The organism is Pseudoalteromonas sp. ESRF-bin5, assembly GCF_002632075.1.
In the GTDB taxonomy this organism is placed as follows: Bacteria; Pseudomonadota; Gammaproteobacteria; order Enterobacterales; family Alteromonadaceae; genus Pseudoalteromonas; species Pseudoalteromonas marina.
The window spans coordinates 1-14735 of the sequence record NZ_NTLW01000201.1 but is presented as its reverse complement, the minus strand read 5'-3'; the positions used below and the strand labels follow the sequence as shown (position 1 = coordinate 14735).

Annotated in this window: 12 protein-coding genes; 6 read left to right on the top strand and 6 right to left on the bottom strand. The window is 39.9% G+C overall.

Annotated elements, in window-relative coordinates:
- On the top strand, positions 1-1605 hold a 1605-nt coding region (locus BCG07_RS12265), incomplete at its 5' end, for a M1 family metallopeptidase (protein WP_286890345.1).
- A gap of 67 nt (positions 1606-1672) precedes the next feature.
- On the opposite strand, the gene BCG07_RS12260 is transcribed toward BCG07_RS12265, so the two are convergent.
- Positions 1673-2275, bottom strand: a complete 603-nt coding sequence (locus tag BCG07_RS12260; RefSeq protein ID WP_006793874.1) for a DUF2057 domain-containing protein — start codon at positions 2273-2275, stop codon at positions 1673-1675.
- 92 nt (positions 2276-2367) lie between these two features.
- Here BCG07_RS12260 and BCG07_RS12255 point away from each other — a divergent pair, with 92 nt between their 5' ends.
- The 3 genes from BCG07_RS12255 to BCG07_RS12245 all read left to right on the top strand — a co-directional run bounded on the left by BCG07_RS12255 (position 2368) and on the right by BCG07_RS12245 (position 5871).
- Positions 2368-2739: a histidine triad nucleotide-binding protein gene (locus BCG07_RS12255; RefSeq protein WP_006793873.1), complete on the top strand. Its 372-nt coding sequence runs from the start codon at positions 2368-2370 to the stop codon at positions 2737-2739.
- A gap of 196 nt (positions 2740-2935) precedes the next feature.
- On the top strand, positions 2936-3592 hold the full coding sequence (locus BCG07_RS12250; protein WP_008132268.1) for a helix-turn-helix transcriptional regulator: 657 nt from the start codon (positions 2936-2938) through the stop codon (positions 3590-3592).
- A gap of 122 nt (positions 3593-3714) precedes the next feature.
- The gene (locus BCG07_RS12245; RefSeq protein WP_243532285.1) at positions 3715-5871 is read left to right on the top strand and encodes an ATP-binding protein; all 2157 of its coding nucleotides are present in this window, start codon (positions 3715-3717) and stop codon (positions 5869-5871) included.
- Positions 5872-5899: 28 nt separating this feature from the next.
- Here the strand turns inward: BCG07_RS12245 and BCG07_RS12240 are convergent, their stop codons facing one another.
- The 5 genes from BCG07_RS12240 to BCG07_RS12220 all read right to left on the bottom strand — a co-directional run bounded on the left by BCG07_RS12240 (position 5900) and on the right by BCG07_RS12220 (position 12716).
- A complete protein-coding gene (locus BCG07_RS12240; protein WP_286890344.1) occupies positions 5900-7315 on the bottom strand; it encodes a mannose-1-phosphate guanylyltransferase/mannose-6-phosphate isomerase in 1416 nt (471 codons plus the stop codon).
- 76 nt (positions 7316-7391) lie between these two features.
- Positions 7392-8165 carry an amidohydrolase gene (locus BCG07_RS12235; protein ID WP_243532281.1) on the bottom strand — a complete coding sequence of 258 codons (774 nt, stop codon included), beginning with the start codon at positions 8163-8165 and terminating at the stop codon, positions 7392-7394.
- Entirely contained in the window at positions 8153-9295 is a 1143-nt protein-coding gene (locus BCG07_RS12230; protein ID WP_286890343.1) for a methionine aminotransferase, read from the bottom strand. The genes BCG07_RS12235 and BCG07_RS12230 overlap by 13 nt, the downstream gene beginning before the upstream one ends.
- 70 nt (positions 9296-9365) lie before the next feature.
- Entirely contained in the window at positions 9366-10847 is a 1482-nt protein-coding gene (locus tag BCG07_RS12225; protein ID WP_006793867.1) for an FMN-binding glutamate synthase family protein, read from the bottom strand.
- An 87-nt stretch (positions 10848-10934) separates the two neighbouring features.
- Positions 10935-12716, bottom strand: a complete 1782-nt coding sequence (locus BCG07_RS12220) for a DUF885 domain-containing protein (RefSeq protein WP_286890341.1) — start codon at positions 12714-12716, stop codon at positions 10935-10937.
- Positions 12717-13249: 533 nt separating this feature from the next.
- Here BCG07_RS12220 and BCG07_RS12215 point away from each other — a divergent pair.
- On the top strand, positions 13250-14236 hold the full coding sequence (locus BCG07_RS12215; RefSeq protein ID WP_286890346.1) for a GGDEF domain-containing protein: 987 nt from the start codon (positions 13250-13252) through the stop codon (positions 14234-14236).
- Between the two features lie 83 nt (positions 14237-14319).
- On the top strand, positions 14320-14735 hold a 416-nt coding region (locus BCG07_RS12210; protein WP_286890340.1), incomplete at its 3' end, for a class I SAM-dependent methyltransferase.

Below are 14735 nucleotides of genomic sequence, written 5' to 3'. Positions count from 1 at the left end.
ATTGATAAAGTAATGTATCAAACACAAACAGGCAGCTGGCACAAAGCTAAATTCACTTTAGCGAATCGTGATGATGTTAAAGGCTCAAAGCTTACTATTGAATTTAAAAACCAAGCTAAAATAGTGCGTATTTATTATAACAGTCGCCCAGAAGCATCTGGTCTACAATGGTTAACACCTACGCAAACTGCCAGTAAAACGCACCCGTTTATGTACAGCCAATCGCAAGCAATTCACGCTCGTAGCTGGTTACCAGTACAAGACACTCCAGCAATGCGTGTAACCTACTCTGCACGAATTACCACACCTAAAGATATTCGTGCGGTTATGAGCGCAGACAACAAAGATGCGCTTTATAAAGATGGCGACTACCATTTTGAAATGCCGCAAGCTATTTCGCCATACCTAATTGCCATTGGTGCAGGTAACCTGGAATTTAAAGCAATGTCTCATCAGACGGGTATATTTGCAGAGCCTGAAATTTTAGAAGCCTCTGTTGCCGAATTTAACGACACGCAAGCCATGATCGATAAAACCAATGCCATGTATGGCGACTATGCTTGGGGCCGTTACGACTTACTCATGCTTCCGCCAAGTTTTCCGTTTGGTGGCATGGAAAATCCACGTTTATCGTTTATTACCCCTACCGTTGTTGCAGGCGATAAAAGCTTAGTTAACCTTATTGCGCATGAGCTTGCTCACTCTTGGTCTGGTAACTTAGTGACTAATGCAACGTGGGAAGATTTATGGTTAAACGAAGGTTTTACCTCATACGTTGAAAACCGCATTATGGAAGAAGTGTTTGGCCGCGACCGTGCCGTTATGGAACAAGCACTCGATGCAGCAGGTCTTCGCGCGCAGCTTAAAACCATTGACGCGCCAGACACACGCCTTAACTTAAAGCTTAATGGTCGTGACCCAGATGATGCATTTAGCTCGGTACCATACACTAAAGGTCAATTATTCTTAATTTACTTGGAAAACAAGTTTGGTCGTGACAAGTTTGACCCTTTCGTAAAAACTTATTTTGACGAGTTTGCTTTTAAATCGTTAACGACTGCACAATTTGTTACCTATATTGAAGCTAATTTAATTAACAAGTACCCAGGTATTGTTAGCATGGATAAAGTGAACGAGTGGATTTTTGAGCCAGGTTTACCAACAGATGCTCCTAACCCTACCTCTGATGCGTTCGATAAGGTTGATACTGCAACTACAGCCTGGTTGCAAGGCGCAAAAACTGCTGCTCAGTTACCTACAGCAAACTGGACAGTACACGAGTGGTTGCACTTTTTAAATAACTTACCACGCGATTTAAGCATTGAGAAAATGACTGAATTAGATGATGAGTTTAACTTAACGCAATCAACCAACGCAGAACGTGCATTTGCATGGTATATGCTAGCAGTAGGCAACGGTTATCAGCCAATTTACCCTGCACTTGATGCGCACTTATCAGGTATTGGTCGTCGTAAACTAATTGTGCCTCTGTACAAATCACTTATCACTAACGGTAAGAAAGACTGGGCGCAGAGTGTTTACTTAAAAGCACGTCCCGGATACCACCCACTAGCACAAGGCACTATTGACGCATTATTTGAATAATAAATAATGTAAAGTAACAACTAAAAGGGCCTAATTTGGCCCTTTTTTAATGCTTATTTTAAATAGCTTAGTTTGTTACTTTTTCTAAAAAAGCTTTGCGCTCAGCAACTGTTGCTTGCTGCCACCAAAAGTCGAGCATTTGCGCCGCACTTGGCATGCCTTTGCCTGTAATAGGCGCAATAGGTTTAATTGGCCTACTTGGCTTTTCTGGACCCGCTGGTGCTTCTCGCATAGTTCTAACAGGCGCTTCGCTAGCAAGTTGGTTATTAGAGACAACACTCAATGGTGCAGCTAACGCACTGCCTTTAGCTTTTAAACTTACCATGGGCGATTGAGCAAATACTTTAGCCGCTACTGCATTTTCAGCACGATTAAATACCAAGGTATAATCTGTACCCGCCTCAATTGTAATATCAACCCAAAAAGGCTCTGACTCGACCACCTCATGCATATCGTAATCTTCATCGTATAAGTCGGTATATTTAAGCTTTAGCCGATACGACCCCGGCGCTAGCTCTAAATCTTCTACACGGCTAAACAAAGAGCTTTCTATTATTCGCTCACCGACTTGCAACGGCACAAACTCTTCAGGAAAGTGAATATTTTCTGCCATACTCGATACACTAAATAGCAATGCAGCTACACTGCTCATTAACACTGATTTACGCATATTAACTCCTTTGGTTGATTTGAGTTTGACACTGCTTTGAAAATTTGTCATTAGTGAATCTAAATTTCATACCACTTGATAAGGAACACACAATGAGCCAAGAGACTATCTTTACAAAAATAATCAACCGCGAGATCCCAGCAAACATAATTTACGAGGACGAAAATACTCTCGCGTTTGAAGATATAAACCCTCAAGCTCCTTTTCATGTGTTAATTATCCCAAAAATTGCAATTCCTACCATAAATCATATAAATGATGATAACGCACATTTAGTAGGCAACTTGTATGTGGTGGCCGCTAAGCTTGCAAAAGAACATAACTTTAGTGATGACGGCTACCGTGTTGTTATGAACTGCAACGATCATGGCGGACAAACCGTCTATCATATCCATCTTCACATGCTTGCCGGTAAGCAAATGGGGTGGCCTCCTTATCAAGATAATAAAAAAGAAATCGCTTAATTAAGCTCAGTTACTACATGCTATGTAAAAGCATGTGTTCCTATAAATTAAAAAACAATTACTTATTTGCAACATTTTATGTTTAAATAATCATAAAATTGTACTTGTTTTTAAGTACGATAGCGGTTTTCTAATACTAAAGGTGTGGGAATCGTGATAAACTTAATCAGTCAGCTTTATAAAAGAGTATAAAAACATGAGCAGTTCTGCCTTTTTGTTATTAGATAAAGATCCAATTAATACTATTGGTATTAACGTATTAGAGCCATTGCTAAAAACGCAAGGACTAGACGTTACAACAGGTACTAATATATTGGATACACCTGAAGGGACTCGCTTACTTTTTATTGAAACATCTAGCAATGACGCGTGGGGAAAATTAAAAGAACAACTAGTAAACCTTCGTGTTAAGTGCGATATCATATTATTTAACTTAGATGAAAACCCAGAGCTTGCTAATCGAGCACTACTCAGCGGTATTCGTGGTGTATTTTACACGACCGATAATGCAGATGTGCTAATGAAAGGTATTCGACTCTTATTAGAAGATCAGCTTTGGTATCGTCGCGACATCATGTGTAATGCATTAAATCGCATGTTGCAGTTTAATAAAGACGCACTTCACAAGCTTACAGAGGGCGATATTGAACCTGTCAAACTTACTAAGCGAGAAAAAGCGATTATTTCATTAATGAGTAACGGTTCTAAAAACAAAGAAATTGCTGAAGAACTTAGCATTAGCCCACACACTGTAAAAACTCATTTATACAGCGCATTTAGAAAGACCAAGTGTCGTAACCGTATTGAGCTTTTATCGTGGGCACAGCAAAATATACCAGACGAAATTCGCTAAACGCTGACTTCGACTGAAATACAAAAACAGACACTTAGGTGTCTGTTTTTGTATTTAATATAAGCGCTTGTTAAGTTTATAATTTTTAATTAATCTAATCAAAATCACCTGCTGGAAAACCCATGCTTGACTCATACACTTTATATTTTGCCAGCATAGCCGTTATTGTCGTAATGACTTTTTTGAATATTTTAACTTGGCGAACCAATAAGCAAACCCCAGGGACACTGATATACATTTTTTATCCAGTATTGATGCTATGTGCTGTCGTTGCATTTTCGCTTGTAAGTAGCTCACATAACTTACTTGTTATAAATGCAGCGTGTAGCTTAATGTTTGCAGCCTCTATTGTGCACTGTTTTGCTATTAGTCAATTTTTAGATTATCGCGGACCTGGATTTAAGCTTCTTTGTTCAGTGACCGCATTTAGTGCAATGGTATTTGGTTATTATAGTTTTTTTGATCCTTCTTTAGCTGGTCGTGTTATCGCATCCGACCTACAACATATTTCAGAAGCCTTGTTTTTACTGTTTATATTTATAAAGTACGCTCGTAAACCTTACCCCAACGGCAGTATTGTATACATTACAATTTTAACACTCGTGGTGTTAGCCTTTATTGCGCGTTCAATTTTTATGAATGAAATTGAGCAAAAAGATCTCGTCTCAAGCAGTTGGTTTAGCACTGTATTATTTTTAAATGGCATCATAGCACCTATGTTTTATGCCGCTGGTATGGCACTGTTATGTAATGAACGCCGAGAGCATCACCTCAATACGCTCGCCGATAAAGCGCAGAAAGATTTAGAAATACGAGGGCTATTTTTATCGACTATTAGTCACGAAATACGTACACCACTCAATGGTATTTTAGGTAGTGCACAATTGGTCATGAACCAAACAAGCGATACGCATAGTAAAGCCTATTGCGAAGCAATTATTAATTCTGCCGAATCACTAAACCTACTGGTCGATAAAGTACTTGAATATGCAAGTCTAGACCAAAGTGACGAAGCCCTTTATGAAGAAGATATTGAATTTAAAACATGGCTAAATAACTTATGCTTATTGCTCAGCCCATTAGCAGAACAAAAACAGCTTAAATTTGAGCTTATATGTAATATTCCTGAACAAGCATGCTACTACTGTGACCAGCAAAAGCTTCGACAAATAATTATTAACTTAGTTGGTAATGCTATTAAATTTACTGACCGTGGCGTAGTAAAAATTCAAGTTGATTTAGTTTTAGAAAAACAACTAGAACACACTATAAAAGTGAGTGTTAAAGATTCAGGCCCAGGTATCGAAAATGAAGAAATCGCCTACTTAACAGAGCCTTATGTACAAAGTAGTGCAGGCAAGGAAAAGGGCGGCACCGGTCTTGGACTTGCAATTACCAGTCGCTTATTAGAAAAACTCGGTAGCCGCCTTGAAATTTCTAGTCAACTGGGCACTGGTAGTGTATTTAGCTTTACGATTACTTTTGCGCTGGGTGAGTTAAGCCTTGTAGAGCAACGCCATCAAACAAAAGATTATTTAACAGGGCTTGATGTTCTTTTGGTGGAAGATTTAGACCTAAACCAAAAAATTGCTATTGAGTTTATGGCCGACGACGAACACAAAATTAAGCTCGCTAAAGACGGTAAAAGTGCCATTGAGTTAATGCAAGCTCATCATTTTGACGTCGTCTTACTTGATATGAATCTACCCGATTTAACAGGCCAAGAAGTTCTTAAACGCCTTAAACGCCTTGATCACAAAAACCAGCGTACACCAGTACTCGCTTTTACTGCGAGTTTAAGCCCTGATGAAGTTAAAGAGTATTTAGCGCTGGGTATAAAAGACATTGTTGGTAAGCCAATTAAACACCAAAAACTGCGCCAAGCATTAAGCGATTCTCAATCAAATCAAACCACAAATATTGCAGTAGAGCTTATAGATACCCTGTATGATAAAACGGCTATTGAAACACTCGCCAGCTCGTTTAGTGAGGATGAGGTATCGTCTATTTATAACGAGTTTGTTCTCTCTGCTCGTAATAAGCTGATACGCTGCCAAGATTTAATAGACCAGCATCCTGAACAGTGCATTAAACTTTTACACCGCCAAGCGAGTACTGCATTGCAATTAGGGTTTAATCGTTACGGTATGGAACTTAAAAAAATTGAGCGTCGCCTACTCGACAATAAGCCTCATAACGGCATGCTTGATGAGGCACTTGATCTTTGGCAACGCAGCCTTGAGAAATACTTAAAATTTGTACGTAGTGAATTAGGTTAAAGCGGTTTACTTTAAAAAGTAGAGCAGCTTAATACCTTCCGTACATATCATTAAATCGCTCAATGTCATTTTCATCAAGTATGGCACCCGTTTGTACCTCAATAACAATTAACGGCACTTGCTGGTTATTCGCTAAGCTATGTAGTTGTTTAGCGGCAATATAACAAGATTGATCTTGGGTGAGCATTAATACTTGGTCGTCAAAACGCACATCTGCCACCCCAGATACAATAACCCAATGCTCTGCACGGTGCTGATGGCGCTGCGTTGAGAGCTTAGCGCCAGTATTTACAGTTATTTTTTTTACTTTAAAACCAGCGCCCTCAACTAATGTGCGATAGCTACCCCACGGGCGGTACACTACTCGATGATGATCAAGCTTATCACTGTGCTCTAGTGCTAATTTTTTTAATAGTAAAGGTAACTCATCAAGCTCTTTTTTATTTGCAACTAGAGTGGCATCGTGGGTGTGGATAATAGCTAAATCACTTACGCCAAGCGTAGCCACCGTATGGTCGTTTTCAGTTATAACAAAATTATTGGTACTGTTTTGTGCCGTATGGTTTTCGCTTTTGTTGTTGCCATAACTATCTTTAGTGCTCAGGCTAGCAAGCGCACTAAAGCTGCCCACATCATTCCATTTAAGTGCTACAGGCATAACAGCAACATTGTTACTACGCTCTAAAATAGCATAATCAATTGAATCACTTGGGCAAAACTCAAGCGGTTCACTATCGGGCCTAGTAAAACCTAAGTCATGTGAAAAATGAGAAGCCATCTTCACGCTGTGCGCAATTTTTGGTGTGAAGCGTTCCAGTTCATCCAAATAGGCTTGTGGTGTAAATAAAAACATCCCACTATTCCAACTATAACCGCCTTCAGCTAAGTATTTTTGCGCCGTAGCTAGGTTTGGCTTTTCTTTAAACTCGGCCACTTCAAAACAGTTTGAGCCTGAAATTTTACTGCCTTGCTTTATATACCCAAACCCAGTGTGGGCCATTGAAGGTGTAATTGAAAAAGTAACCAACTTTCCTTGCTCTGCAAGTGTTACAGCATCGTTTATTTGTGATGTTAGCGGAGAAAAATCCTTTATATGATGATCAGCAGGCATCACCAACATAGGACCTTTAAGCCCACTTTGAATTGCGTAATGGGCAGCAAGTGCAATAGCAGGAGCCGTATTTTTACCTGTAGGCTCTAGTATCAACCCAAACACATTAGCTGCACTACTTTGCTCTTTAGCAATAAACCGGTGCTGTTCGTTACACACTAAAATTGGCTGTGAAAACTCAGCCCCAGAGACCCGATTTAATGTATTTTGCAATAATGAGTTTTCATTATTCAATAGTGGCAAAAATTGCTTAGGCATTGCTTGGCGCGACAAAGGCCACAACCTAGAGCCAATACCACCAGCTAAAATAACAGGAGTGATTAAAGTGTTCATTTTGCTAATTAGCCGCCAATCAATGTAATAGCGTCTATTTTAACACTTAATATGTTTAGTGCTATGTGAAGATGATTCAAGTCAGAGTATACGTATCGGCATCTAAATAAGCAGGGAAAGCCGCTTTAAAGGCCTCTAAATGTTTTTTTTCAAGTGTCACTGTCACTAACTGCTCTGTGTTATCGGCCGCCTTAGCTAATGCCTCTCCCTTAAAGTTATAAACTGCAGTGCCACCAGTGTGGGCAACACCATTGCCATCGTCGCCTATACGGTTAACCCCTACCACATAACATAAATTTTCTATTGCACGAGCTGCCAATAATGTATCCCAAACGGGCCGTCTCACTGCTGGCCAATTTGCTACATTTACCATTATGTCGTAGTCATTTTTATTGCGCTGAAACACCGGAAAACGCAGGTCATAGCACACCTGCGGTAATAGTTTAAAGCCATTAATTTCAAACACTTTTCGCTCTTTACCGGCGATAACATAGGCTCCCTCATTACCTAAGCGAAATAGATGGCGCTTATCGTAATAGCTCACTTCACCACATGCTTTTACCCAATAAAAGCGGTTGGCTTTTTTATTACCTTGCGCCACCAGCACCGACCCAGCAATCACTGCATTATGTTTTTTTGCTTGTTGTTTTAACCACGTAAGCACTAGGCCATTTTCTGGCTCCGCGCAGTCAAGATTTATAGCAAAACCAGTGGCAAATGTTTCAGGTAATAAAATAAGGTCAGGCTTTTCTGTTAGCGCCTCTAGCAGCTTATCAAGCATCGCTAAATTAGCGCTTTTATCAAGCCAGTGAAGGGAGCTTTGCACCAATGTAAGCGTTAAAGTTGACATAAAATATGGGCTGCCTCTTTTAGGGTTTCATTATTTTTTGCAAAACATAAGCGGATAACTTTATCACCCGGTGGCGTTTGATAAAAAACACTTAAAGGTATTGCCGCAACACCTGCTTGCTCAACTAGCCAATGGCAAAATTCAACATCGTTTAAATCAGATACATCACTATAATCTAACAATAAAAAGTAGGTTCCTTGGCTTGGTAAAACTGTAAATCGACTGCCGAGTAAATGACGTATAAGTAAATCGCGCTTTTGTTGATAAAAATCACTGAGCGAATCTACATGCTCGCTTTGTTGTTCTAACATGTCGGCCAATGCATGCTGAGCAGGTGTGAAGCTAGAAAAGGTCACATATTGATGAATTTTTCTAAACTCGCTCGCTAAATGTTCAGGGGCAATGCAATAACCCATTTTCCAACCTGTACAATGAAATGTTTTACCAAAGCTCGAAACAACAAAACTTTGAGCTAACAGTTCTTTATCTCGTAATACACTTAAATGTGGTTGCCCATCAAATGCAATATGCTCATACACCTCATCGCTTACAATATATAGTTTGTAAGTACCAACCAACCTTTTAAGCTCTGTAATGTCTTGCTGAGTTATCACTTTAGCGGTTGGATTATGAGGCGTGTTTATAACAATAGCGCGGGTGTGCTTTGTAATTTTTTGCTCTACCGTACGCCAGTTAATCGTATAGTCGGGGGCCTTTAATGCAATATGTACGGACCTCCCGCCTGCAAGCTCAATCGCGGGTTTATAAGCGTCATAAGCTGGGTCAAATACGATGACTTCGTCGTTTGGGCGAACTATTGTTTGAATGGCAACAAAAAGAGCTTCGGTTGCCCCCGATGTGATGGTTATTTGCTTTGCAGCATTAAGCTCTGTAGCGTATTTTTTTTGTATCAAACTTGCAATTTGCTGCTGTAATTTAGGTACACCACTTGAAGGAGAATATTGATTAACACCATGTTGAACATAATGAGTAATCTGACTTTTTAAAAAGTTTGGTGTGTCGAACTCAGGAAAACCCTGCGAAAGGTTAATTGCAGAGAACTGATTCGCCAGCTCACTCATTTGGCTAAATATACTCACACCAACGTCAGGTAATTTACTATTGAACACACGCTTTCCTTACTTCATTTTTGGAACCACTCAAAATAAACACGCACCTATTACATCTGTTTATTTTAACCTACTTATAATTTTCGTAAATTTTATCTAATGGCTCCGAAAGGCCACTTTCTTGAACTATACGCACATGTTCGCGTTTAAGCTCTCGTGCACTTGTTACACCGCATGAGTGAGCAATAAGCCCCGCGCCATAGTGAATATACTTATTGTAGTTAGCCACTCGCTGCGCTTTATCCGCAACGTTTAAACCGCGCTGCAAGCGTTCGTTATGAGTAGTAATACCGGTAGGGCAAGAATCTTTGTTACATTGCATTGCTTGGATACACCCTAATGCAAACATATGTCCGCGAGCCGATACAACAAAATCGGCCCCAAGCGCTAACGCCCAAGCAACCTTAGAAGGCACAATAAGCTTACCCGAAACAATTATTTTAACACGATCACGCAGTCCGTGTTTTTCAAGCATATTGACTACTAGCGGTAAACTTTCACGAAGTGGTAATCCCACAGAATCCATTAAGGGCTGAGGAGCAGCGCCGGTTCCACCGTCAGCACTATCAATGGTAATAAAATCAGGAGCCGACTCAATACCACGGTGATTTATTTCAGCAAATAAGGTTTCTAACCAGCCATACGCACCAATAACAGCCTTAAAGCCAGTTGGTTTACCTGTGGTATTTCGTACCGTCGCAATCATATCGAGAATATCACTGGGGTTTTTAATTTCAGGGTGCCCATTGGGACTAATAGAATCTTCGCCCTCAGGAATACCGCGTATTTTTGCTATTTCAGCATTCACTTTGCGCCCAGGAAGCATGCCTCCCTTACCGGGTTTAGCACCTTGACTCATTTTAAGCTCAAACATTTTAACCTGCTCGTGTGCTGCAATCTGTTTGAGTTTTTCGATACTGAGCTGGCCATTTTCATCGCGTACCCCGTATTTAGCAGTACCAATTTGAAAAACTAAATCTGCGCCACCTTCAAGATGATAAGGGCTCAAGCCCCCCTCCCCCGTGTTCATCCAACAACCCGCGAGCTTTGCCCCTTTAGAAAGAGCACGCACAGCGGGCTTAGATAGCGCACCAAAGCTCATTCCCGATACGTTAAATAAAGAATTGGTTGAATAAGGTGTTTGGCAATAGGGACCAAGCGTTACTTCACTTGGCGCAAGCGCTTCTTCATCAAGCGTAGGGAAGGCGCAGTTCATAAACATTACTGTACCTGTGACCTCCAAGCTTTGTGTAGATCCAAATGCCGCGGTACGGTCTACATTTTTTGCAGCGCGATAAACCCAACTACGTTCGGCACGATTAAAAGGCATTTCTTCCCTGTCGAGGGCAAAAAAGTATTGTCTAAAAAACTCGCCTTGACGTTCAAAAAAATACCTAAAGCGTCCAATTACAGGGTAATTTCGTCTAATTGCATGCTTTGTTTGTGTAACATCGCGGATATAAAAAACAGCCACAATTAAAACTAATAAGCCTAAAAAAACAATAAATAGACTCGCAAATACGTCAATACTAAACATTATAAAGTTGTTCATTGGTGATCCGCTGCTGTAAAAATAAAAAAGTGCTATATCCAAAATGACATAACACTTTTATGCATTCAAGAATTAACCATCTGTAAGTTAACTCTTCTGTTTGGCTAACTCTTCATTAATATATAAACGTACTTGCGCCTCTAAAACTGATAAAGGGACAGAGCCATGGCGTAATACCTGATGGTGGAACTCCCTAATATCGAAACTTTGCCCAAGTGCTTGCTCAGCCTCTTTACGTAAACGTTTAATCGTAAGCTCGCCAATTTTGTATGACAGTGCTTGGCCAGGCCAAGTTATATAGCGATCGGTTTCGGTTTTCACATTGTGTAACGACAACGCTGTATTTTCGCTCATAAACTGCATAGCGCGCTCTCTGCTCCAACCATACATGTGCATACCGGTGTCTACCACTAAACGAGCAGCTCGCCACATTTCGTAAGTTAAACGACCAAATCGGCTATATGGACTTTGATAAAAGCCCGCTTCAATGCCTAAGTACTCAGAGTAAAGCCCCCAACCTTCACCGAATGCCGATAAATACGCATCTCGACGATAACGTGGCAAGGTTTCTAATTCTGCATTCAATGATATTTGTAAATGATGACCCGGTACCGCTTCGTGCAAAGTGAGCGCTTCTAATACATACAGTGGGCGTTTATCAAGTGCGTACGTATTCACCCAATAATAGCCCGCCTCATCATCTCTATTTGATCCTGAGTAGCGACCCGTTGTGTATTTGGGCGCTATGCTCGCGGGTACCGGCGCAACACCATACGGTTTACGAGGCAAGGTATGAAACAGCTTAGGCAGTTGTGCGTCCATTTTTTTTGCTATGTATGCTGCTTCTTTAAGTAATTGCTCTGGTGTGGTTGCATAAAATTGTGGATCGGTTCGTAAAAAGTGAATGAACTCTGCAAATGTTCCCTCAAACTCGACTTTTTTTATAATGGCTTCCATTTCGCCGCGAATGCGTGCAACTTCCTTTAACCCCAGCTGGTGTATTTCTTTAGGGGTCATCTCGGTAGTGGTGTAATATTTAGCTCTATTTTTATAAAACGACTCGCCGTTTGGCGTATTTGAAATACCTATCGAAGTGCGCGCACCGGGGCGATACTCCTGTGTAAAAAAAGCTAAATAATTTTTATATGATTCAATTACTTTATCTTTTATTACCGACTGCGCCTGTTGCTGAAGTGATTTAAACTCACTCTCTGGCAAGCCTGCGTTATTTTTTAAAAAAGGTTTATAAAATTCAGACGTTGTAACATCCTCAACTATATAGGCTGATATTGATTCTTCGTAACCTTCAAGCACCGCCTTAGGTTGCGTTAAACCTGTTTCAAGACCTTTTTTCATCCAATAAATATTTTGTTCAAAAAAACGAGGGACCTGAGCCAAACGTGCCAAATAAGTTTGATAATTTTGCAGTGTTTTATATTGGCTGCTGTTTACAATATACGATAAGCCAGAATGAAAACCGTACTCAGAAGTTAGCGGCATGTAATGAGCATTAAATACATATTCGTCAACGCTGTTTTGTACTTGAGCGCGAATAATACTGAAGTTTATTTGGTTTTCATCACTCAGGGACACTGCATCTAAGGCGTCTAGCTCAGCCAAGAACTGAGTTTTTTTATTGTATTGCTGCTCTAAAAACTCAGGCGATAGATTCGCTAACAAATAACCATTAACACCCTCAATGTTGCCGTAAGGGCTGGAACTTTGTCGGTAATCAACAATGCTATCTGCAACCGCTGTAAACTGACTATCGGCGTTATAGTTTGTGGTTTGACAGGCACTTAAAGTACATAAAAGCGTCATGCTGATAAGTGTATTGCGGAATGGCTTAAGTAATAAATTATTCGTCATAATAAAATTTAGTCAGATAATGAATTTCACAAAGCTATCGCAGACTCAGTAAATAGCAAGTAAATGAGACAAGTATCGTTGATGTTAACGCCCTACCAGGCTTAAAGCTTATTCAATAAAAGGGCAAGCTATGATAACAGCATATTGCTATTACACTGCGCTATCAGGCGCATTTGCAATAGCGTCTCTTTATAACGTGCCTTTACCTTATTACTAAAACCACCACTGTAAGATGAAGTTTTAAATAAAAATCGACTCTAAAAGTACAGTTTTAAAAAAGTATTTATTAGACGATAAATCATATTAAATGAGTTAAAAACAAGCCTAATTGATGAGAAAAGCAGCTATTAAGCGACTAAAGTAAAATTTAAGTTCCCTTGGCCCTATTTTTGCTTTTTAATAGCAGTTATAACGAATACAGTAGTAAAAAATAATAAAAAAGCTTGGACGCACAATCGACTCATGGAATGAAATTATAAATTAAGCATTGATGCGTACTTAGTTGGTATTAAATAATGATGTTCCATGATTCCATGGCTATTGCTCAAGAGAAAATGACTCAAGTGTGTATGTTCTTGGAACGCTATGCACTGCCGCCAACGCCCCTGAACTTTCAAGTTGTTTACACCTACGTTAGCCAAGCAAATTTAAAATTAAATAAAACATTAGATCGCGCTATTTCTACCGATGAAAACATTGATGGCGTATTAATAGAGCAACTTTACTTTGAATTTTTAAATGTCGGACACAATACGCAAGTGTCGATGATTCAAAACGTAGACGGCGTTATTACTTCATTGTCTAACAATGCGCAAAATACAGAAAAACAAATCAGTCGCTTTGCAGATCAAGTGAGTGAATGTGTTCATTCGCTTGACGAAAACAATATAGAACAAAGCCGCCAAGCACTTAACAAACTTGATAAGCAAACTGCTGAGTTACTCGCTCAACATAAAAAGTTTAAGCATGAGCTAACGAGAGCAAAAAAACTACACGAAAGAACACAAAAACAACTTTCTCAACTTCGTAAGCAACACATTATAGATAGTCAAACCGGCTTATTTAAACGCCATTACTTAACCCAACAAACTGAACTATGGGCGACCCAAGACAAGTCTATTTGTGCCATTGCCATTCAAATCGATAATTTAGCGCATTTTGTTGATAACTTTGGCGATATTATTGGTGAAGTGATTTTAAATAAAGTGGCTAAACAAGTTCAAAAGTATGTAATGCAAAGTGGTTTACCGGGGCGTACCGCTAAAGATCAGTTCACTGTTTTATTAGCTGACATTGATCCAGAAACAGCAATTCTCATTGCTGAAAAAGTTCGTAAAGGTGTAGAAAAACTGCGTTTTGTAAGCTCAAAAAGTGGCGCAAAACTGCCCAGCATTAACTTATCGCTTGGAATTGCTCAGCATCAGCAAAAAGAAGACTTTAACCAACTGGCTAAAAAGGCATCACACGCGGCATTTAAAGCCCGCTCTCTTGGCCAAAGTAGTTTTACCGCCGGCCAATAAAACACCTGATAAATCATATTCAAATTGCACCTTCGGTGCACAATAAAGTACACTAGTGCTTATTGCCACGATAGAGATTAATCATGAACGAGACCCCAGAAAAGACCACGCACTTTGGCTACAAAACCGTTGCTGAAAACGAAAAAGCATCAATGGTTGCAGATGTATTTCACTCTGTTGCGGCTAAGTACGATGTAATGAATGATTTAATGTCTTTTGGTGTCCACCGTTTATGGAAACGTCAAACTATAGCCAGTTCAGGCGTGCGTAAAGGCCATCATGTTCTTGACTTAGCCGGTGGTACAGGCGATTTAACTGCAAAATTTAGTCAACTGGTCGGTGAAACTGGCCAAGTGGTTTTGGGCGATATTAACTCATCTATGCTCAAAGTAGGTCGTGAAAAGCTTCATAATTTAGGCCTTGTAGGCAATATTGACTACGTACAAATGAATGCTGAAATGCTGCCATTTCCAGATAACAGCTTTGATGTGATCACCAT

What these genes read in the sequence shown, in the direction of transcription:
- BCG07_RS12225 (WP_006793867.1), bottom strand. Translation starts at nt 10,847, where the DNA reads ATGAACAACTTTATAATGTTTAGTATTGACGTATTTGCGAGTCTATTT.
- BCG07_RS12250 (WP_008132268.1), top strand. Translation starts at nt 2,936, where the DNA reads ATGAGCAGTTCTGCCTTTTTGTTATTAGATAAAGATCCAATTAATACT.
- BCG07_RS12240 (WP_286890344.1), bottom strand. Translation starts at nt 7,315, where the DNA reads ATGAACACTTTAATCACTCCTGTTATTTTAGCTGGTGGTATTGGCTCT.
- BCG07_RS12215 (WP_286890346.1), top strand. Translation starts at nt 13,250, where the DNA reads ATGGCTATTGCTCAAGAGAAAATGACTCAAGTGTGTATGTTCTTGGAA.
- BCG07_RS12255 (WP_006793873.1), top strand. Translation starts at nt 2,368, where the DNA reads ATGAGCCAAGAGACTATCTTTACAAAAATAATCAACCGCGAGATCCCA.
- BCG07_RS12245 (WP_243532285.1), top strand. Translation starts at nt 3,715, where the DNA reads ATGCTTGACTCATACACTTTATATTTTGCCAGCATAGCCGTTATTGTC.
- BCG07_RS12220 (WP_286890341.1), bottom strand. Translation starts at nt 12,716, where the DNA reads ATGACGAATAATTTATTACTTAAGCCATTCCGCAATACACTTATCAGC.
- BCG07_RS12260 (WP_006793874.1), bottom strand. Translation starts at nt 2,275, where the DNA reads ATGCGTAAATCAGTGTTAATGAGCAGTGTAGCTGCATTGCTATTTAGT.
- BCG07_RS12235 (WP_243532281.1), bottom strand. Translation starts at nt 8,165, where the DNA reads ATGTCAACTTTAACGCTTACATTGGTGCAAAGCTCCCTTCACTGGCTT.